Here is a 16,943-nt window from a genome sequence, read left to right as displayed (position 1 = left end):
GGTGTCCACTGCCGAGTCCCCGAGGATGCGACTACGGTGCGGGGTAGGGGATGCCCGGTCGAGCTCGCCGCCGTCGCTCAGTCCCGGCTCGGTGCTGACGGCCCGTCGGGGATGGCGGGCAGTGCGTCGGTCGGCGGTATCGCGAACCAGAAGACCCCGTCCGCGAGCCGCGCGCGTTCCAAGGGCGCGCCGAGGGGCTCGGCCGTGTTCAGCGCCGCATCGACTCCCGTCGAGACGGGATCGTCGTTCGCGGCGTGCGGTGGGAAGCGGAAGCGCTGACCGATCAGATGGTCGCCGTCGAGACGGCGCCGGTAGACGATGCAGACGCTGTTCGGGCTCTCGATCCAGGTCCGGACCACGTCCACCACGGAGGCGTAGTTCTCGAGGATCTCGTCCTCCAGGACCCTCTTGACGACGGCAGCCTCGGTCGAATCGTGCATGGGCAATCCCTCCTCGGGTGGCGGACCGAGGAACTCGGCCCGCCACGGACGGTAGCCGAACCATTTTCGGCAGGGCGGAGGAGGCGCGCTCGAGCTCCGGAGCGGCGCGCGCCCCTCCTGGCCGGCAGGCCTGCGTCGGTACTGCTGACGGAGTCGTCGGGGCTCCTGATCCGGCCCGCGTGTCGACTCGTCCGGCAGCGCTCTTGACAGGCGAGCGAAGTAAGTGTTCGATCAGTCACATGCCTTCCCCCTCCTCCCGCTCCACCGCCGAGGCGCAGCGCGAGCGGATCACCGCGGCGGCGCTCCACGTGTTCGCGCGCACCGGATACGCCGCGACCCCGATCACCGAGGTCGCCGCCGAGGCCGGCGTCTCGCCCGCCTACGTCTTCCGACTGTTCCCCGGCAAGCTCGGCGTCTTCGTCGCAGCGGTCGACCGCTGCTACGAGCAGGTGGCGTCCACGCTCGCGGCGGCGGGGGAGGCCTCGCCCTCCTCGGACCCGGCCGACCGGCTCGAGGCGATGACCGTCGCCTACATCGACCTGATCGCCGACCGTGACCTGATCATGCTGCAGTCGCAGGCGCAGAGCGCGTGCGAGGTCCCCGAGATCCGCGAGGCGGTGCGCCGCGGGATCTCCGCGGTCGTCCGAACGGTCACCGTCGTCTCCGGAGCCGACGGCCCGGCCGTGCAGCGCTTCGTCGCCTACGGGCAGCTCTGCCACCTGATCGTGCAGGCCGACCTCGGCGGCGTCGACTCCGAGTGGGCCCGCATCGTCTCCGACGGCATCCGGCACCGCGACTGAGTCCGCGGTCCTCCCGTCTGCTCCTCTTCTTTCTCCCCTCCTCCTCTTCGCCACCCTCTTCCTCATGCCCGCCGATGTGACTGTCCAGTCACTCACCACAACCTCCAGGAGCCCCTCATGTCCACCACCCTTCCCCGCACCACCACCCGCGTCGTCCTCCCCGGGATCGTCGAGCCGTCCGGACTTCTCCTCGAGCAGGCGCCGGTCGAGCCGCCCGCGGCCGGCGAGCTGCTCGTCGCCGTCGAGGCCACCGGCATCTCGTTCGCCGAGCAGTCGATGCGCCGCGGCCGCTACTTCGCCCAGCCGCCGTTCCCCTTCACGCCCGGCTACGACCTCGTCGGCCGGGTCCTCGCGGTCGGCCCCGGCGGCGACGCGTCGCTCGAGGGCCGCCGGGTCGCCGCCCTCACCAAGACCGGCGGTTGGACGGGTCACGCCCGCGTCGCCGCCCGCGACTGCGTTCTCGTCCCCGACGGAGTCGCGTCCGAGGACGCCGAGGCCGTCGTGGTCAACGGAGTGACGGCGTGGCAGATGCTGCACCGCTCGGCCCGGGTCTCCCGCGGCGACACGATCCTCCTGTTCGGCGCGAACGGCGGAGTCGGCGGCCTCGTGCACCGCCTCGCCCGCCTCGAGGGGATCCGCGTGATCGGCGCCGCCTCGCCCCGCCACCACGAGGCCCTCCGAGCGGCCGGAGTGGAGCCCGTCGACTACGCCGATCCCGACCTCGCCGCTCGCGTGCGCGAGCTCGCTCCCGGCGGAGTGCAGGCCGTCTTCGACAACGTCGGCGGAGCGACGACCCGGCTGGCGTGGTCGCTGCTCGCGCCCGGCGGCACCCTCGTCGCGTACGCGATCGTCAGCGCGAGCACCGGGAGCATCTGGCCCCCGTTCCTCCGCCAGCTCGCGCGGATCCAGGCCTACCAGCTGGCCCCCAACGGCCGGCGCGCGGTCTTCTACGACCTCTGGGCGGGCCACTCGATGCGCCCCGCGCGCTTCCGTGCGCGGCTCGAGGAGGACCTCGGCCGCGTGCTCGGACTCCTCGCCGACGGCTCGCTGACGGCCAACATCGCCGCCCGCTTCCCGCTCACCGGGATCGTCGAGGCGATGGAGCTCGCCGAGTCCCGAACGCTCGACGGCAAGGTGATCCTGCTGCCGTGAGCGGGGTGCGTCCGGGCGGAGGGTGATTCCGGCGCGGAGGCGCCCGGACGGCGAGCGGAGGAGAATGGCGCGGTGGACACGGGACTGGTCGAGGTGCTGAAGGCGCTGGGCAATCCCACGCGACTGCAGATCATGGAGTGGCTCCGCTCTCCCGAGGCGTCGTTCAGCGAGTTCGAGCCGATCGCCGACCGCGCCGAGTTCGGGGTCTGCGTCACGCATCTCGCCGCGAAGAGCGGTCTCGCGCAGTCGACCATCTCGTCGTACATGGGATCCCTGGAGCGCGCGGGCCTCGTCCGCTCGACGCGCGTCGGGAAGTACACCCACTACCGGAGGAGCGACGCCGACGTCGACGGGCTCCTGAAGCGCCTCGGAGCCTCGATCTAGCGACATATCGCGAATCGTCGATATGATCGGCGGCATGACCGATGCTTCCGAGGCCGCTCCCGCTCGCCGCGCTCTGCTCGTCCACGCCCATCCCGAGGAGCGGTCCTTCTCCTCGGCGCAGGCGGACGCGGTCCTCGAGCAGCTGAGGGCCGACGGCATGGAGGTGCGCCGGCTCGACCTGTACGCCGAGGGCCGGGACCCGGTGCTGCACCGCGACCAGTTCGCGTCCGGCTCCGGCTACTTCAAGCCGCAGGCGCAGCAGATGACCGCGGTCCTCGAGAAGACGCTCGGGGAGCCCGTCGCGAGCGATCTCGACGAGCTGCTGCAGGCGGATCTCCTGGTGCTCTCGTTCCCCCTGTGGTGGTTCTCGATGCCGGCGATCATGAAGGGCTGGATCGACCGGGTCTTCGTGATGGGCGCGACGTTCGGAGGCGAGCACGGCGTCTTCGCCGAGGGCGGCCTGCGCGGCAGGAGCGCGATGCTCCTGCTGACGACGGGCGGCGGCGAGGCGGCCTTCGCGCCCGGCGCCGCCGACGGCTACGGCGACCTGCAGTCGTTCCTCTTCCACATCCATCGCGGGATGCTCGAGTTCGTCGGCTACGACGTCCTGCCCCCGGTGGTCACCTACGGTCCCGCCCGCCTCGACGCGGCCGGACGCGAGGACGCCCTGCAACGGGCTCGAGCGCAGGCGTCCGCATCGACGGCCCGGCTGCGCGCCGCGTAGCCTTCTGCCGCTGCGCCTCCCGGCCGCGCTCAGTCCCGCGACCGGCTCGCGTGCGCGCGGGCCTTCATCCGGTTGCCGCACGTCGCCATCGAGCACCACTTGGCGGTGCCGGGGCGGCTGCGGTCGAGGAGGAAGAGGTTGCACTCGTCGTTCGCGCAGGCGCGGAGCCGCCCGGGGAACCGGGTGTTCACAGCGGACCAGGCGAGAACCGACTGCACCGCGAGTCGATCCGGTTCGGGAGCGCTCAGCTCCCACACGACGCCCTCATCGGTGACGCGCGGGGTGCGCACGGCGCGCGCGACCAGGTCCGCGAGCTCCGCGACGGCCGCGGGCGCGCCCGACCGCACGACCGCCTGGAGCGCGTCGCGGGCGCGGCGCAGCCGCTCGAGCTCGTCCTCGGTGCCGACTCCGCCCCACCGCCGGGCGAGCTCGCGACCGGCCGCGTCGCCGAGGTCGTCCGTCGGCCGTCCGTCCACCACCGGCGCGCTGTTCAGCACCGCCAGGAGCAGCTCCTCGTCCCGATCCATCGTTCCCCGTCCTCCCGCGCCGTGCGGCCCGTTCGATCCATGCTAGCGTCCGACTAACCAGTAAATCTACTTGAAGAGGTTAGCCATGGTCGTCGTCCATCACTGCACCGTGTCCGTCGACGGACTCGACGTCTTCTGGCGGGAGGCCGGGCCCGTCGACGCGCCCGTCCTCCTGCTGCTGCACGGGTACCCGAGCAGCTCGCACATGTTCCGCCACCTCCTTCCCGCCCTCGCGGGGCACTACCGCGTCATCGCCCCCGACCACATCGGCTTCGGACGCTCGTCCGCGCCCTCCGTCGAGGACTTCGACTACACGTTCGCCGCCCTGACCGCGGTGACCGGCCGCTTCCTCGAGACCATCGGGGTGACCCGGTACACGATCTACGCCCAGGACTACGGCGCCCCCGTCGGCTGGCGCCTCGCCCTCGCCGATCCGTCCGCGGTCGTCGCCGTGATCTCGCAGAACGGCAACGCCTACGAGGAGGGCTTCGTGCCCGGCTTCTGGGACCCGATCTGGGCCGACGCCGCCGAGCGGACCGACGAGACGCGCGACGCACTCCGGCCGGCTCTCGGCCGGAAGGCCGTCGAGTGGCAGTACACCCACGGTGTCCCCGACTCCAGCACCGTCGACCCGGACGCCTGGGAGCACGACCTCGCGCTCCTCGCCCGCCCCGGCCAGGACGACGTGCAGCTGGCGCTCTTCCGCGACTACGCCACCAACCGCGAGCTCTACCCCGCCGTGCATGCGTGGATCCGCGAGTCCGGAGTCCCCGTCCTCGCCGTCTGGGGCCGGAACGACGAGATCTTCGCCCCCGCCGGCGCCCAGGCGTTCCTCCGCGACGCGCCCCGCGCGCGCATCGAGCTCGTCGACGGCGGGCACTTCCTGCTCGAGTCCCACCTCGACCAGGTCGTCGGCGCGATCACGGACTGGCTCGGCCGCGAGTGACGGTCCCGTGAGCCGGGCGGGTCCGCTGATTCGGCCTCGCGGGAGCGGCCACGGATGCCTGCTCCTGCTGCCGGCAACCGCGCCGACGTCGGCGCAGCGGGTCGCGATCCCGACCCGCTGCGCCCGGCGAGCCCCTCCTACCCGGCGCCCCTCAGCGGCTGAGGAGGGCGACGAGGTCGGTCGCGATGCGGTGCTCGACGTCGGCCGGGACGGGCTGCACGGCGGCGTCGAGGTCCGCGGTGACGACGGCGGCGAGGCTCCGGGCCTGCAGGGTCAGGCCGAGGTCCATCGCCTGGATCGGGTTGCCGCCGGCCGCGGTGAGGTTGATCATCCGGCCGTTCTCGAGGCGGACGATCCGCTTGCCGTTCTTCAGGCTGATGCCCTGCCGGCGCTGTCCGTCGGCGAACTCGGTGGTCGACTCCGTGGCGGCCGCGAGGGCGTCCTCGTCGATCTCCCACGGGAAGTGGCCGACGCCCGCGATCACGGCGCCGTCGGCGAACGCGTCGATCTCCGCGGCGCCGATGACGCCGGGTGCGCCGGTGGCGGTGAAGACGAACTGCGCGTCCGAGAGGACGTCGGCGACGGGTCCGACACGGTGGCCGCGGAGGATCGCCTGCAGCGAGCGGATCGGGTCGACGTCGGCGACGGAGACCCGCGCTCCGAGCTGCGCGAGGGTGTCGGCTACTCCGCGTCCGCACGGGCCGTAGCCGATGACCGCGGCGCGGGTGCCCGGGATCATGAGGTTCGTGGCGTTCATGAAGCCCTGGACGACGCTCTGGCCGACCCCGTACTCGTTCTCGACGATCAGCTTGAGGGGCGAGTCGTTGATGACGATGACCGGTCGCGGGAGGGTCGCGCTGTTCTCCCGCAGGCGGATGCCGCCGGTGGTGGTCTCCTCGGTGCCGCCGAGGTAGTGGTCCGGGACGCCCGAATTGATCAGGCGGAGGGTGAGGTCGGCGCCGTTGTCGAGGGTGAGGTCGGGGTCGTGCTCGAGCACCTCCTCGATGTTGCGGAGGTGCTCCGCCTCGCCGTCGCTCTGCTGCGTGTGCACGTGCACGCCGAGGGCGCGGAGGTCGTCGGCGACGTCGTCCTTCGTGGTTCCGGGCGAGCCCGTCAGAGCGATGTCCATTCCGGCCTCGACGAGGAGCGACACGAGGGCGGCGGTCTTGGGCTCGACGTGGAGGCAGATCGCCAGCTTCTTCCCGGAGAGCACCGGAGCGAGCTCCCGGACGGCCTGCGCGGTGAGGGGCATGTGGTCGAGAGCCCAGCGGCTCGCCGGGTGGGAGAGGGAGGAGGTCATGGCGGGTCCTGTCTGGAGTGGGTGCGTGGGCGTCGGGTGGGGGCGTCGTGTGGCCGGCGGCGCGGGAGTCGCGTCAGGGCGCTCGGCCCCCGGCGGGCTGCCGCCGCGCCCGGCGTCCCGCGTGCGTCGAGCGCGCTGCCCGGTACGGAAGGTCTTGAGGAGGCCGATCGCCGGGGACGGCCGCGAGAGGCCGCACTCGTCTGCTCGCTGCGAGATGGAACCTGAGGTGCATCTCCTCACGCCGGGCCGAGGTCGGCACGGCGCGGATCGTCATCGGTGAGGACACCAGCCCAGTCTGTCGATCCGGACGAGCCCTCGCTCGGATGATCGTGCCCGGCGGCAGCACCTCGGGAGGGGCCGACCTGTCGTGCGGTGACGTCCCGCGCGGACTGACAGGCGCGCCGCGTCCGCTCACCCTCCGGCGACTGGACGAGGGGCGTCGAAGAAGAGGTAGGACACGAAGTGGATCGCGCGAAGCCGGAACCACGCGAAGGCTCGGTCGCGAGCGCGGCCCGACGGAGCGCCACCGCTACCCTGACGCCATGCGCCGCAGTCTCGACGACCCTCTTCGGAACCGCGTCCGCACTGGCTCTCCGTCCGTCGCGTCCGCCTGATGGAGCGGCGACGGACGGACCGCTCGGAGCCGGTTCGCGAGTTCCGGCCCTCGAGGGCCCGGCAGAGGAACGAGTCGCGACGCCTGAGGCCCGTCGCCGTCCTCCCCGCGCTGGTCCTGCTGGCGGGGAGCATCTGGGGAGTCGTGATCGCCGACGACCGCGGTGCCGCGCTGGCCGTCTACCTCGGGCTGTTCGGCTTCGCCACCGTGGTGGCTCTGGTGATCGTCGGAGTGCTGGCGCTCCGCAACCGGCGGTTCCTCGCCACCGCGTCGCTCCGGATCTCGGACCGGGCGATCGAGTGCACGGACGCTCGAGGCAGGGTCGTGACCTTCGAGCGGGCCGACCCGTCGGTGAAGGCGCTGCTCGCATGGGTGCCCGCCGGCCCCAACAGTGAGGGGATCGATCTGCCGCCGTCGCTCATCCTGTTCTTGTCGGATGGAAGCCGGTCGCTGCGGCTCCGCGGGGCGGACTGGGAGCTCGAGGATCTGCGGGCCGTCGTCGCCGCCGTGACGACACCGCTCTCGCCGGCGGCGCGTGGCGTGCACACCGGTAGCCGGAGCGTGTGGGCGCGCCTGACCGGAGCCGCTCGTCGGCGGGAGATCGAGGCGCCGCCCGCCCCGGAGAAGACGCTCAGCCCCGCCGAGATCAACGAGCTGATCCCCGGAACGATGAGCTTCCGCGAGACCCGTCCGCTGACGTCCGCCCTCCTGATCGGGTTCGGCTCGGTGGCTCTCGTGCTGTGCGTCGTCGTCGGCGTCGCCTTCGCGGTGGTGCCCGGGTAGCGGCGGAGGTCGGCGGCCGTGCCGTGGACCGCTGGGCGGGAGACGCGCGCGACAGGCCCACGTGCCCGATCGGCGACCTCGCCGGGGTGATATTGCCCGCGCCCTAGGCTCCACGCATGACACTCACCCAGGACTCCGGTTGGATCTGGTTCGGACTCGCGATCGTCACCGCCGGTCTGGCCGAGCAGAAGGGCCGCTCGCGCTGGCGCTGGTTCGTGCTGGGGCTGCTGCTCGGGCCGATCGCGACGGCCCTCGTCGTGCTGTGGGCGCGACCGGAGGGCGGAGTGGCGACGGACGTGCGCTGGAACTTCGCGATCGGCGCCGGCGTCGCCGCGGCGGCGCTCGTCCTCGTCGCCGTGACCTCGGCCCTCTGGCTGCTGCTCATCCCTGCGGCGATCGCGGCGCTCGCCGCCGGTCTGCTCGCCTGGCTGAGCCGCCGCGTCCCCTACGAGGACCTGCCCCGCTGACGACCGCTAGAGGCTGGTCGAGCATCGGAACTCGAGATCTCGCGGCCCGAGGCGGCAGGCGCGTCACTCCTCGGACAGGGTCGATGACCTCGCGAGAGTCTGCCGGCCGCGGCGTCAGCGTTCCGGCCAGGCCTCCCACACTCGACTGAAGGGCGCGGTCAGCTGCTGCCCGTCGTGGCCGATCCTGTGATGCCCCCCGACGTCGTTGCTGTAGCCGCTCGACCAGCCGAGCTCACTGCCGCTCCCGATGCGGTAGCCGACGATGATGCCGTCCTTCCCGGCGGCGATGCTCTCCTCGTAGCGGCCCGCGACGACGTCGAAGACGGTGCGCTCGAGGTCGCCCGCGAGGGCGGTCCACTCGTCGTCGCAGGCGTCGCAGCCGCAGACGGGGTAGTTGAAGCGGTGCAGTGCTCCGGCGTGGAGGAGGACGCCGGGGAAGACGGTCCAAACGATCGTCAGAGGTGCGGCGTCGACCGACCGCGGCGTCACGCGGACGGCGCGGGCGGCCCAGGAGATCTCCGCTTCGTCTCGTGAGGCCAGGGCCGGGTCGTCCTCGACCGTGACGTCGTAGGTGCGCTCGAGGTGCTCGAGCAGGGCGTCCGCGACGGTGTGCAGCGGCTGGAAACGCTCGAGATCTCTCGTGACGGAGTAGCTCTCGTCCGGAGGCGACTCACCCTGCCAGCGAGTGCCGTAGGGGATGGGTCGGCCGTCCTCGCCGATGAAGATGCGGTCCGCGACTGCCGGTCGGGCGTAGTCCGTCATGGACGAGAGGGTACGACGCGAGCCGTCCCGCCGTCAGGTCGGCGACTTCCTGCCGACGGGTGCCGCGCCACCCAGCCCCACGTCCCCCTCCGGATACGCATCGTGCGAGAAGCACAGCCGCACCCCCGCCGCCTCCACACGCTCGAGCACCTCGGACGTCCGCTCGTGCGCCCGCGCGTCGTCGCTGATGAACCGCGGCAGCCGGCGCAGGCGCCCGGACCAGCCGAGGAACTCCCGCCCCCACGCCGCGTCGCCGGCCACAAGCACGCGCCCCTCGACGAGCACCCCCAGGTGCCCGCGCGCATGGCCTGGGAGCGGCACCACGAGCAGCGATCCGTCGCCGAAGAGGTCGAATCCGGTCAGCCCCTTGATCGTCGTCGCGGGCTGCTCGTCCGCCACGATCCCGGCCGCGAACCACGGCGGCAGCAGCGCGCGGAAGATCCCCTCGCGCACGCGGTTCCGCCGCACGGAGGCGACCTGGCCCGACGACAGCACGAACGTCGCGTCCGGGAACCAGCGCACGCCGCCCACGTGGTCCGGGTGCAGGTGCGTGAGCACCACGAACTCCACGTCGGCCGGGGTCAGGCCGAGGGCGAGCAGCCGCTGGTCGACGGTCTCGTCGTCCGGCACCGTCGCGGGCAGGATGCGCTCGTACAGCCGTCCGACGAGGCCCGTTCCGCGGAACGTCGGCGGGTAGCCCGTGTCCACGAGCACCCGTCGGCCGCTCGCGTGCGTGTAGAGGAAGACGTTCGAGGGGAAGACGCGGCGGGGGAGCCCCTTCCCGCGGAACACCCGGGACAGCGGGAAGACGGTGCTCCCGCACGCCATCACCTGCAGCGACGACTCAGCCACGCGTCCTCCTCAGGTGCTCGCCGACCCGGCGGATGCCCTCGGCCAGCGGCACGGTCGGCTCGTAGCCGAGCTCGGTCCGCGCCCGCGAGATGTCGAGGGTCTGCGCGTAGGCGAGGGTCGCCACGGTGTAGCGGGTGAACGGCGGCTCGCGGCCGGGCAGCAGCCGGTACACCCGCTCCAGGATCTCGGCGAGCGCGGTCAGCACGCGCAGGTCCACCCGGATGAAGCGCGGCTCCTCGCCCATCGCGGCGAAGAAGCGCTCGAGGAGGTCGCCGAGCGGAGCGGGCTCGCCGTTGGTGATGTTGTAGACGCCGCCGTCGGCCACGGGAGCGTCGGCGGCGAGCACCAGCGCGTGCGCGGCGTTCTCGACGCAGGTGATGTCGACGGGGTTCCGACCGCCGTCGAAGAGGGGGATGCCGCGGCGGCGGCTCGCGGCGACGAAGCGGGGGAGGAGGCTGGGGTCGCCGACGCCGATCAGGCCGCGGGGGCGCAGGATCACGAGCTCGGGGATCCGGCCGGCGCGGTGCGCCTCCTGCAGCAGCCGCTCCGCCTCGATCTTGCTGCGGATGTAGAGGCTCATCCGGCTGCCGGCGTCGACCTCCTCCTCCCGCACCAGGTACTGGTGGCGCCGGGCGGAGTAGATGCTCGGCGAGGAGACGAAGACGAAGCGGCGGACCCCGCAGCGCTCGGCCAGCGCGATCATCGCCTCCGTCCCCGCGACGTTCGCGCGCTCGAACTCGCTCCACGTGCCCCACGGGCTCGACAGAGCGGCGGCGTGCACGAGCACGTCGGCCTCGACGTCCGTCGCGCCCAGCTCGGCGAGGTCGGCGCGGAGGACCGTGGCGCCCTCCTCCTCCAGCCGCGCCAGCGCCTCGGGGGCGCGACCGGTGGCGAGCACGTCGTCGCCCGCGGCCAGGAACTCGCGCACCGCGTAGCCGCCGAGGAAGCCCGTCGCCCCGGTGATCAGCACGCGGCGCCGGCGCTCAGCGGACATCGACGACCTCCAGCCCGCGCTTGCGGCCCCAGTACCAGAGCAGGATCCCCAGGTACCCGAGCGCCTTGCCCTTCCGGATCGACATCAGCACGACCGCGTCCTTGTCGAGCAGCGCCTCGCTCCGCCCGATCACCTGGCAGACCTTGAGGTGCAGCTCCAGGTCCTCGTCGGTGTCGTCGATGCTCGAGCGCGGGAAGCCGTCGACCTGGAGGTACAGCGCGGCATCGATCGCGAGGTTGCAGCCGGCGGCCATGAACATCCGGTACCGCTGGCCGCGGCGGCGGTAGAAGACGCCCGGCGCGTGCTCCATCAGGCGGATCAGCGCGGTGCCGAGCACGCCGTCGTACCAGCGGTAGACGGCTTCGTCCCGCCGCGGGGACAGGCGGCCGCCGACGAAGCGGGCGCCGCCGCGGAGGTCGGCCTTGAGGCGCGCCACCCAGTCGGCGCTCGGCAGGCAGTCGGCGTCCGTGCGGGCGACGGCCGTCGCGCCCTCGGCGATCGCGTGGCGGAAGCCGGTGTCGGAGGCGGCTCCCGTGCCCTTCTGCGCCTCGTCGATCACGGCGACCTGCCGCTCCGGGCACCGGCGGCGGAACTCCTCGATCACGGCGCGCGAGCCGTCGGTGCTGCCGTTGTCGACGAGCAGGAGGGTGAAGTCCGGATCGGTCTGGCGGGCGAGCGCGTCGAGGGCGCCGCCGAGCAGCTTCTCCTCGTCGAGGAAGGGCACGACCACCCAGAAACCGCGCGCGTCCATCCGTCCCCCGCTCCGGGACCATGGTGTCGGCGGGGGCCCGTGCCGTCAAACCGCGCCGAACAGTGCGCGCGGAGGTGCAGAGGCGCGCTATACAGGGATTCGCTCCGCACGTCCCGGGGCAGGAAGGGGCCCGCGTGCCCGACCTCCTCCCGCTCCGCGTCCTCGGCACGGGCGAAGCGCTGCCCGAGCGGATCGTCACGACCGCCGAGGTCGCCGCGCTCTGCGGCCTGCCCGCCGACGAGGCCGAGCGCCGCTCCGGTGTGCGCACCCGCCACTGGGTCACCGACGACGAGGACCCGCTGGAGCTCGGCCTGCTCGCCGCCCGTCGGGCGCTCGCGGCGGCCGGGCTCGACACGGTCGACGTGGTGCTCAACGCCTCGGGGACCCAGCTGCAGGCGATCCCGGACGGAGGCGCACTGCTCGCGGCGGGACTCGGCCTCGACGACGTCTCGGCGTACAGCGTCGGCGCCACCTGCCTGTCGTTCCTCTTCGCTCTGCAGGAGGCGGGATTCCTCCTCGCCACGGGTCGCGCCGACACCGTGCTCATCGTCTCGACCGACTGCGGCAGCCGCGGCATCGACCCGGGCCAGCCCGAGAGCGCCCTGCTCTTCGGCGACGCGGCCGCCGCCGTCGTGATCGGCCGCGCCGAGACTCCGGGCCAGGGCCTGGTCGCCACGCACTTCCGCACCCGCCCGAGCGGTGTGCGCCACGCGGAGCTGCGCGGCTTCGGCTCGCGGATCCGCATCGAGGAGGCGCAGGACCGGCTCGCCGACTTCCGCTTCGACATGCAGGGCAAGGCGCTGCTCGTCGACGCGCTGCGGCACTTCCCGGCGTTCCTCGAGGAGGTGCGGCCCGGTCTTTCGAGAGGGCTCCCCGGCATCGACCGGGTGGTCCCGCACCAGACCAGCGCCGCCGGGCTCGAGGGCATGGCCCGCCTCTGGGGCCGCGACCGGATGACGATCACGCTCGGCGAGGTCGGCAACACGATCGGCAGCGCGATCCCGCTGGCCCTGCACCGCTCGGACGTGCAGCCGGGGGAGTCGGTGCTGCTGGTGGGCACGGGCGCCGGCACCCACTACGGCGCGGTGGTCCTGCAGGCGTGAGAGGCGGCGCCTAGCCGAGGAGCGACAGGGCCGAGAGCCCGAGGAACGGCGCCATCACCACGAGGCAGACCGCGGCGGAGGGGAGGAATCCGTGGAAGGAGTCCCGCCCGCCGACCAGACGGGCGAGCAGTCCCGTGACCAGCGGTGGGAGCAGGAACAGCAGCAGCCACGGAGCCAGGACCTCCGCGCGCGGCGCCGTCCAGTCGGGCTGGTCGTCGCGGTCGAGCGGAGGGAGCCGCACGAGGAGGAACGCGGCCGTGAGGACGATCGCGGGGAGGACCGACAGGCAGGTGAGCGTGATCGCGGTGAACCTCGCCCCGTCGTCCCGGGAGTACCGGGCACGGTCGGGGTCGGGCGCGGGCCCCCGATCGGTGTCCTCGTCCCAGCCCGGACTGCTGAATCGGATGCGTCCCATCAGGCGATCATGCCGTTCCGCTGCGGCCTACGGCGCGAGGGCGACGGAGCCGAGCGACGGGTAGTCGGGACCCTGGTAGTCCATCACGGTGAGCGTGCGGATCTCCGGCATCGTCGCAGCGCCCGGGATCGGGATCTCCTGATCGGGACGGCCCGGATCCAGCGCGGCGATCTCGAAGGAGTATCCGGCGGTGTCGACCCAGTTGCCGGAGGCGTCCTGCTCGAGCGCACCCTCCTTCAGGGACAGCCGGAGGTCGGACGCGTCGCCGGTCGAGAAGCCGGTGAGGACCGCCCACGTCGATCCGTCCGTCCGGCGCTCGATCCGCACCGACCCGGTCGTCCCGGTCTGCTGGCTGACGAAGTCTCCCGAGAGGGGGAGCTGCTGCTCGAAAGCGCTGAGCGACGTCTCCTCGGAGGAGGGCGCCGCCGACGACGTGGCCGGCGCGGCGTCCGCCGGTGCCGACGGCCCGGTGGTCGGCTCACCGCCGGTGCAGCCGGAGAGCAGCAGCGCGCCCGCCAGCGCCGTGACCGCGACCGAGATCCGTGCTCCGCTCATCCCCACGGACCCATCCTGGCACCCGGGCGCCCGGTGCGCGCGGTTCTCCAGCGTCGACGGCACCGCGAGGTCCGCAGCCCCGCCCCGGCGTCCCGTCATCCCCGCCGCCCGACGAGTGCCCGCAGCGCATCGCGGACGAACCGGGCGCCGGCGACTCCGCCGTAGTGCGCCGAGAACCGCTCGTCGTCGACGTACATCTCGCCGAGCCCGAGCAGGTACTCGTCGCTCGGGCCGCCGGTCGCGTCGCGGGGCGTGCCCGGCACCTCGGCGAGCCAGGCGCGGTGCCGCTCGGCCAGCGCGAGCGCCTCCTGCCCGGTCGGATCCGCCCCGCTCGCCGCCGCGGCGGTCCAGGCGTCGGCGAGGTCCGCCTGCCGCCGCTGCCACTGCTCGCGGTCCTCCGCGCTCATCGAGCGCCACCAGCGGTCGCCGTCGGCGTACGCCGGGGCACCCCAGCGGCGCTCCACCTCCTCGCGGTGCTCCGCGTGGTCGAACCCGTCGAACATCTCCTCGGCCATCGGCCCGTTCCCTTCTCTCATCGTGGTGATCGTCCCGGCGACCGCCCGGATGCGGCGATCGAGCCGTCGGCGCTCCTCCTGGAGCACGTCGAGGTGCCGCTCGAGAGCGGCCACCGGCTCCGCGTCGCGCCGCAGGATCCGCCCGATCTCGGGCAGTCCGAGACCGAGGTCGCGCAGCAGCAGGATCCGCTGCAGCGTCACGAGCGCGGCGGCGTCGTAGTAGCGGTAGCCGTTCGCGCCCACCCGGCTCGGCGGCAGCAGCCCCTCGGCCCCGTAGTGCCGCAGCGTCCGGCTGGTCGTACCGGCCAGCCGCGCCACCTCGTGCACGGTCCACTCCTGCTCCACAGCGCCCTCCGTCTCCGCGTCGCCGGTGACTCCGGCGGTGATGGAAGCGACGGTACGGGTTGACGCAGCGTCAACGTCAAGCGGCAGGGACGGATCCGCTAACCGGCGCCGATCCTGCGCGTTCCCACCCGGAGGACGAGCTCGGTCACCGGCATCGCGGCGATCGAGCAGCAGGCGGCGGGCACCACGGTCAGCAGCGCGACGACGGCGTCCGTCCCGTCGCCCGCGTCGGTCCACGCCGCGATCGAGACCACGATCCAGGCGATCGCGAGAATGCAGACCGTACAAGCGATCCAGAGGACCGGCCAGGGGGCGCGACCCCGTCCCGCGGAGTAGGGGAGCCCGCCGACGGCCGCCGTCACGGCGGTCGCCAGAAGCGCTCGGGCCAGCGGGAGGAGCAGCTCGCCGGGGTCCCGGCCGGTGTCGAGGGAGGACAGGGCGAACAGGACCGAGGTCGTCGCGAGCGAGAGGACCCCGGCGACGGCGACGAGCGTCAGCAGGGTCCGGATCAGGAGCCTCACCGGTCGCCTCCGGCGAGGAACGCGCCGCGCTCCTCCAGCAGCCGCCGCAGGTGCCGGTCGAGCACCAGCCGCTCCGCGATCCGCCCGAGGACGCCGAGCGGGGCGGAGTACTCGAGCCGGTCGATCATCACGGAGCCGGAGCCGGAGCCGTCGGACTCGAAGCGGTGCTCGTGCCGGAAGGTCGCGAAGGGCCCGCGGGTCTGCTCGTCGACGAAGGAGTGCGGGGCGTCGAGCACGGTGACGGTGCTGGTCAGCCGGAGCAGGACGCCGAAGTGCCGGGCGCTCCAGGTCACGTGCTCGCCGAGCCCGATCAGCCCGGTGGTCGTCCCGGACACCGCGCGCTCGCGAGCGCCGGCCTGCGAGGCGGTGTGCAGGTCGATGTCGCGCGCCCGGTCGAACATCTCGGCGGCCGGGCGGGCGGAGCGGGTCACGACCTGGAGGAGCACGGTGTCGATCCTGCCCGCCGCGCCTGGGGCCGGCCACGGACGCGCCGGTCCGCCCGCCTCACCAGCTCGTCACCACGGTCCGCGTGATCACCCAGCCCTCGTCGCGGCGGACGAGGCGGCTCGTCAGCTGGAGCCGCCAGGTCGCGTGCAGACGGCCGATGGTCGCCTCGGTGATGGTGCGGGAGGTGAGCACCGGGTGCGCGGCGCCGCCCGAGAGGGCGCTCTCGACGTGGTCGATCTCGTGGTACTCCTTGCGCGCCTCGTCGATGTCGGCGAGCCACTCCTCCCGCGACTGCACGAGGCCGGTCGGGTGCTCGATCACGAAGCGCTCGTCGAGCAGCGCCTCGAGCGCGGGCAGGTCCACCAGCTCCAGCGCGTCGAAGAGGGCGGCGTGCACCGCGGTCGGGCCGTCGTCCTCCAGCTCGTCGACCGTGCCGGCGGTCCCGTCGCCGCTCATGCCGGCGGTCCCGTCGTCGCGCGGCGGACGAGCTGCGTCGGCAGCTGCACGTGCAGCGAGCGCGGCTCGCGCCCGGCCATCAGGGCGATCAGCATCTCGGCGGCGGTCGCTCCGAGCGTCTGCATCGGCTGGCGGACGGTGGTCAGCGGCGGATCGAAGCGCGCGGCCTCGGGCACGTCGTCGAAGCCGATCACCGACAGGTCGTGGGGCACGGCGAGGCCCAGGTGCGCGGCGGTCTCGATGATCGCCAGCGCAGAGACGTCGTTGGCGGCGAAGACCGCGGTCGGCCGGTCGGGCAGCGACAGGAGCGAGGAGGCGGGCCGCCGGGCGGTGTCGCGGTGGTAGTTGCCCACCCGCAGCAGGCGCTCGTCGAAGGCGAGGCCGGCCTCCGCCAGCGCCGCCCGGTATCCGGCCTCGCGCAGCCGCGCCGAGCGCAGGTCGCCGCGGCCCGCGACGAAGCCGATGCGGCGGTGCCCGAGGGCGACGAGGTGGCGGGTGGCGAGCAGGGCGCCGCCGAAGTTGTCGGACTCGACGGTCGGCAGGTCGGCGCGGCCGGTGTGCGGATCCACAGCGACGAGCGGGATGTCGGAGGGCGCGCTCACCACGCTCGGCGTGACCATGATCGCCCCGTCGATGAGGGTGCCGCTGAGCCGGCTGAGCGAGCGCCGCTCCCAGCCCTCCTGCTCGCCCTCGTGGGAGCCGGAGTAGGCGAGCAGGTCGAACCTCGACTCCGCCAGCACCGACCCCACGCCCTTCAGGATCTCGGCGCTGAACGGCTCGAACCCCGCGACGAGCACGCCGATCACGCCCGTGCGCCGGGAGCGCATGCTGCTCGCGACGAGGCTCGACTCGTAGCCGAGCTCGCGCACGACCTCGAGCACGCGGGTGGCGGTGGAGGGGGCGATGCCGTAGCGGCCGTTCACGGCCTTGGACACCGTCGCCACCGAGACGCCGGCGGCAGCGGCGACGTCGTGGATGGTCGGTCGGGTGGTCATGTGGCCGACTGTAACCCCTGCTTCGAAAACCATTTCGAAAACGTTTGACCACTTTCGCAAGCACTGCGGACACTGACTCCACCCGCGAAGGCGGGA

22 protein-coding genes are annotated in these 16,943 nt (G+C 73.1%); 8 read left to right on the top strand and 14 right to left on the bottom strand.

Going from position 1 to position 16,943, the window contains the following annotated elements; translation table 11 throughout:
* Positions 1-77: 77 nt before the first annotated feature.
* On the bottom strand, positions 78-440 hold the full coding sequence (locus C5C57_RS10770; protein WP_104224922.1) for a hypothetical protein: 363 nt from the start codon (positions 438-440) through the stop codon (positions 78-80).
* Between the two features lie 239 nt (positions 441-679).
* Between C5C57_RS10770 and C5C57_RS10765 the strand changes: the two genes are divergently transcribed.
* The 4 genes from C5C57_RS10765 (at position 680) to C5C57_RS10750 (ending at position 3,500) form a co-directional block, all read left to right on the top strand.
* A complete protein-coding gene (locus tag C5C57_RS10765) occupies positions 680-1,240 on the top strand; it encodes a TetR/AcrR family transcriptional regulator (protein ID WP_104248088.1) in 561 nt (186 codons plus the stop codon).
* 117 nt (positions 1,241-1,357) lie between these two features.
* Positions 1,358-2,392, top strand: a complete 1,035-nt coding sequence (locus C5C57_RS10760) for a medium chain dehydrogenase/reductase family protein (RefSeq protein WP_104248087.1) — start codon at positions 1,358-1,360, stop codon at positions 2,390-2,392.
* A gap of 72 nt (positions 2,393-2,464) precedes the next feature.
* Positions 2,465-2,776: a helix-turn-helix transcriptional regulator gene (locus C5C57_RS10755; RefSeq protein WP_244230566.1), complete on the top strand. Its 312-nt coding sequence runs from the start codon at positions 2,465-2,467 to the stop codon at positions 2,774-2,776.
* A 34-nt stretch (positions 2,777-2,810) separates the two neighbouring features.
* A complete protein-coding gene (locus tag C5C57_RS10750) occupies positions 2,811-3,500 on the top strand; it encodes an NAD(P)H-dependent oxidoreductase (RefSeq protein WP_104248092.1) in 690 nt (229 codons plus the stop codon).
* A gap of 29 nt (positions 3,501-3,529) precedes the next feature.
* On the opposite strand, the gene C5C57_RS10745 is transcribed toward C5C57_RS10750, so the two are convergent.
* Positions 3,530-4,027, bottom strand: coding sequence for a CGNR zinc finger domain-containing protein (locus C5C57_RS10745; protein WP_104248086.1), 498 nt, complete (start codon positions 4,025-4,027; stop codon positions 3,530-3,532).
* Between the two features lie 85 nt (positions 4,028-4,112).
* On the opposite strand from C5C57_RS10745, the gene C5C57_RS10740 reads away from it, so the two are divergent.
* Complete coding sequence (locus C5C57_RS10740; protein WP_104248085.1) at positions 4,113-4,973, top strand: alpha/beta fold hydrolase; 861 nt, start codon at positions 4,113-4,115, stop codon at positions 4,971-4,973.
* A gap of 151 nt (positions 4,974-5,124) precedes the next feature.
* Here the strand turns inward: C5C57_RS10740 and C5C57_RS10735 are convergent, their stop codons facing one another.
* The gene (locus C5C57_RS10735; RefSeq protein WP_104248084.1) at positions 5,125-6,273 is read right to left on the bottom strand and encodes an adenosylhomocysteinase; all 1,149 of its coding nucleotides are present in this window, start codon (positions 6,271-6,273) and stop codon (positions 5,125-5,127) included.
* 613 nt (positions 6,274-6,886) lie between these two features.
* Here C5C57_RS10735 and C5C57_RS10730 point away from each other — a divergent pair.
* Both C5C57_RS10730 and C5C57_RS10725 read left to right on the top strand, forming a co-directional pair.
* Positions 6,887-7,669: a hypothetical protein gene (locus C5C57_RS10730; RefSeq protein ID WP_104248083.1), complete on the top strand. Its 783-nt coding sequence runs from the start codon at positions 6,887-6,889 to the stop codon at positions 7,667-7,669.
* Positions 7,670-7,785: 116 nt separating this feature from the next.
* Positions 7,786-8,136, top strand: a complete 351-nt coding sequence (locus C5C57_RS10725; RefSeq protein ID WP_104224914.1) for a hypothetical protein — start codon at positions 7,786-7,788, stop codon at positions 8,134-8,136.
* 114 nt (positions 8,137-8,250) lie between these two features.
* Here the strand turns inward: C5C57_RS10725 and C5C57_RS10720 are convergent, their stop codons facing one another.
* From C5C57_RS10720 to C5C57_RS10705, 4 genes are read right to left on the bottom strand one after another with little or no spacing between them, the layout of a single operon-like run.
* Positions 8,251-8,898, bottom strand: coding sequence for a DUF6226 family protein (locus C5C57_RS10720; RefSeq protein WP_104248082.1), 648 nt, complete (start codon positions 8,896-8,898; stop codon positions 8,251-8,253).
* A gap of 33 nt (positions 8,899-8,931) precedes the next feature.
* Positions 8,932-9,750: an MBL fold metallo-hydrolase gene (locus C5C57_RS10715; protein WP_104248081.1), complete on the bottom strand. Its 819-nt coding sequence runs from the start codon at positions 9,748-9,750 to the stop codon at positions 8,932-8,934.
* A complete protein-coding gene (locus C5C57_RS10710) occupies positions 9,743-10,744 on the bottom strand; it encodes an NAD(P)-dependent oxidoreductase (RefSeq protein WP_104248080.1) in 1,002 nt (333 codons plus the stop codon). Before C5C57_RS10710 ends, C5C57_RS10715 begins: the two co-directional genes overlap by 8 nt.
* The gene (locus C5C57_RS10705) at positions 10,734-11,495 is read right to left on the bottom strand and encodes a glycosyltransferase family A protein (protein WP_104248079.1); all 762 of its coding nucleotides are present in this window, start codon (positions 11,493-11,495) and stop codon (positions 10,734-10,736) included. The genes C5C57_RS10710 and C5C57_RS10705 overlap by 11 nt, the downstream gene beginning before the upstream one ends.
* A 134-nt stretch (positions 11,496-11,629) precedes the next feature.
* On the opposite strand from C5C57_RS10705, the gene C5C57_RS10700 reads away from it, so the two are divergent.
* Positions 11,630-12,598: a 3-oxoacyl-ACP synthase III family protein gene (locus tag C5C57_RS10700; RefSeq protein WP_219815107.1), complete on the top strand. Its 969-nt coding sequence runs from the start codon at positions 11,630-11,632 to the stop codon at positions 12,596-12,598.
* Positions 12,599-12,608: 10 nt separating this feature from the next.
* On the opposite strand, the gene C5C57_RS10695 is transcribed toward C5C57_RS10700, so the two are convergent.
* From C5C57_RS10695 to C5C57_RS10665, 7 genes are all read right to left on the bottom strand, one after another.
* Positions 12,609-13,013 (bottom strand): hypothetical protein, encoded by a 405-nt coding sequence (locus tag C5C57_RS10695; RefSeq protein ID WP_104226342.1) that lies wholly within the window; start codon positions 13,011-13,013, stop codon positions 12,609-12,611.
* 27 nt (positions 13,014-13,040) lie between these two features.
* Positions 13,041-13,568 carry a hypothetical protein gene (locus C5C57_RS10690; RefSeq protein ID WP_104248077.1) on the bottom strand — a complete coding sequence of 176 codons (528 nt, stop codon included), beginning with the start codon at positions 13,566-13,568 and terminating at the stop codon, positions 13,041-13,043.
* Between the two features lie 95 nt (positions 13,569-13,663).
* On the bottom strand, positions 13,664-14,428 hold the full coding sequence (locus C5C57_RS10685) for a MerR family transcriptional regulator (protein ID WP_104248076.1): 765 nt from the start codon (positions 14,426-14,428) through the stop codon (positions 13,664-13,666).
* Between the two features lie 98 nt (positions 14,429-14,526).
* Positions 14,527-14,949, bottom strand: coding sequence for a hypothetical protein (locus C5C57_RS10680; RefSeq protein WP_104248075.1), 423 nt, complete (start codon positions 14,947-14,949; stop codon positions 14,527-14,529).
* On the bottom strand, positions 14,946-15,395 hold the full coding sequence (locus C5C57_RS10675; protein ID WP_308471143.1) for an SRPBCC family protein: 450 nt from the start codon (positions 15,393-15,395) through the stop codon (positions 14,946-14,948). The genes C5C57_RS10680 and C5C57_RS10675 overlap by 4 nt, the downstream gene beginning before the upstream one ends.
* A 58-nt stretch (positions 15,396-15,453) precedes the next feature.
* The gene (locus C5C57_RS10670) at positions 15,454-15,852 is read right to left on the bottom strand and encodes a nuclear transport factor 2 family protein (RefSeq protein ID WP_104248074.1); all 399 of its coding nucleotides are present in this window, start codon (positions 15,850-15,852) and stop codon (positions 15,454-15,456) included.
* The gene (locus C5C57_RS10665) at positions 15,849-16,847 is read right to left on the bottom strand and encodes a LacI family DNA-binding transcriptional regulator (RefSeq protein WP_104248073.1); all 999 of its coding nucleotides are present in this window, start codon (positions 16,845-16,847) and stop codon (positions 15,849-15,851) included. The genes C5C57_RS10670 and C5C57_RS10665 overlap by 4 nt, the downstream gene beginning before the upstream one ends.
* Positions 16,848-16,943 lie beyond the last annotated feature (96 nt).

The organism is Rathayibacter sp. AY1C5, from assembly GCF_002931705.1.
Lineage (GTDB): Bacteria > Actinomycetota > Actinomycetes > Actinomycetales > Microbacteriaceae > Rathayibacter.
This window is presented reverse-complemented; position numbering and strand designations above follow the sequence as displayed.

Coding starts and splice junctions, on each gene's coding strand:
- C5C57_RS10695 (WP_104226342.1), bottom strand. CDS start 13,013: ATGGGACGCATCCGATTCAGCAGTCCGGGCTGGGACGAGGACACCGAT.
- C5C57_RS10760 (WP_104248087.1), top strand. CDS start 1,358: ATGTCCACCACCCTTCCCCGCACCACCACCCGCGTCGTCCTCCCCGGG.
- C5C57_RS10735 (WP_104248084.1), bottom strand. CDS start 6,273: ATGACCTCCTCCCTCTCCCACCCGGCGAGCCGCTGGGCTCTCGACCAC.
- C5C57_RS10765 (WP_104248088.1), top strand. CDS start 680: ATGCCTTCCCCCTCCTCCCGCTCCACCGCCGAGGCGCAGCGCGAGCGG.
- C5C57_RS10770 (WP_104224922.1), bottom strand. CDS start 440: ATGCACGATTCGACCGAGGCTGCCGTCGTCAAGAGGGTCCTGGAGGAC.
- C5C57_RS10665 (WP_104248073.1), bottom strand. CDS start 16,847: ATGACCACCCGACCGACCATCCACGACGTCGCCGCTGCCGCCGGCGTC.
- C5C57_RS10740 (WP_104248085.1), top strand. CDS start 4,113: ATGGTCGTCGTCCATCACTGCACCGTGTCCGTCGACGGACTCGACGTC.
- C5C57_RS10705 (WP_104248079.1), bottom strand. CDS start 11,495: ATGGACGCGCGCGGTTTCTGGGTGGTCGTGCCCTTCCTCGACGAGGAG.
- C5C57_RS10710 (WP_104248080.1), bottom strand. CDS start 10,744: ATGTCCGCTGAGCGCCGGCGCCGCGTGCTGATCACCGGGGCGACGGGC.
- C5C57_RS10750 (WP_104248092.1), top strand. CDS start 2,811: ATGACCGATGCTTCCGAGGCCGCTCCCGCTCGCCGCGCTCTGCTCGTC.
- C5C57_RS10725 (WP_104224914.1), top strand. CDS start 7,786: ATGACACTCACCCAGGACTCCGGTTGGATCTGGTTCGGACTCGCGATC.
- C5C57_RS10670 (WP_104248074.1), bottom strand. CDS start 15,852: ATGAGCGGCGACGGGACCGCCGGCACGGTCGACGAGCTGGAGGACGAC.
- C5C57_RS10730 (WP_104248083.1), top strand. CDS start 6,887: ATGGAGCGGCGACGGACGGACCGCTCGGAGCCGGTTCGCGAGTTCCGG.
- C5C57_RS10690 (WP_104248077.1), bottom strand. CDS start 13,568: ATGAGCGGAGCACGGATCTCGGTCGCGGTCACGGCGCTGGCGGGCGCG.
- C5C57_RS10720 (WP_104248082.1), bottom strand. CDS start 8,898: ATGACGGACTACGCCCGACCGGCAGTCGCGGACCGCATCTTCATCGGC.
- C5C57_RS10745 (WP_104248086.1), bottom strand. CDS start 4,027: ATGGATCGGGACGAGGAGCTGCTCCTGGCGGTGCTGAACAGCGCGCCG.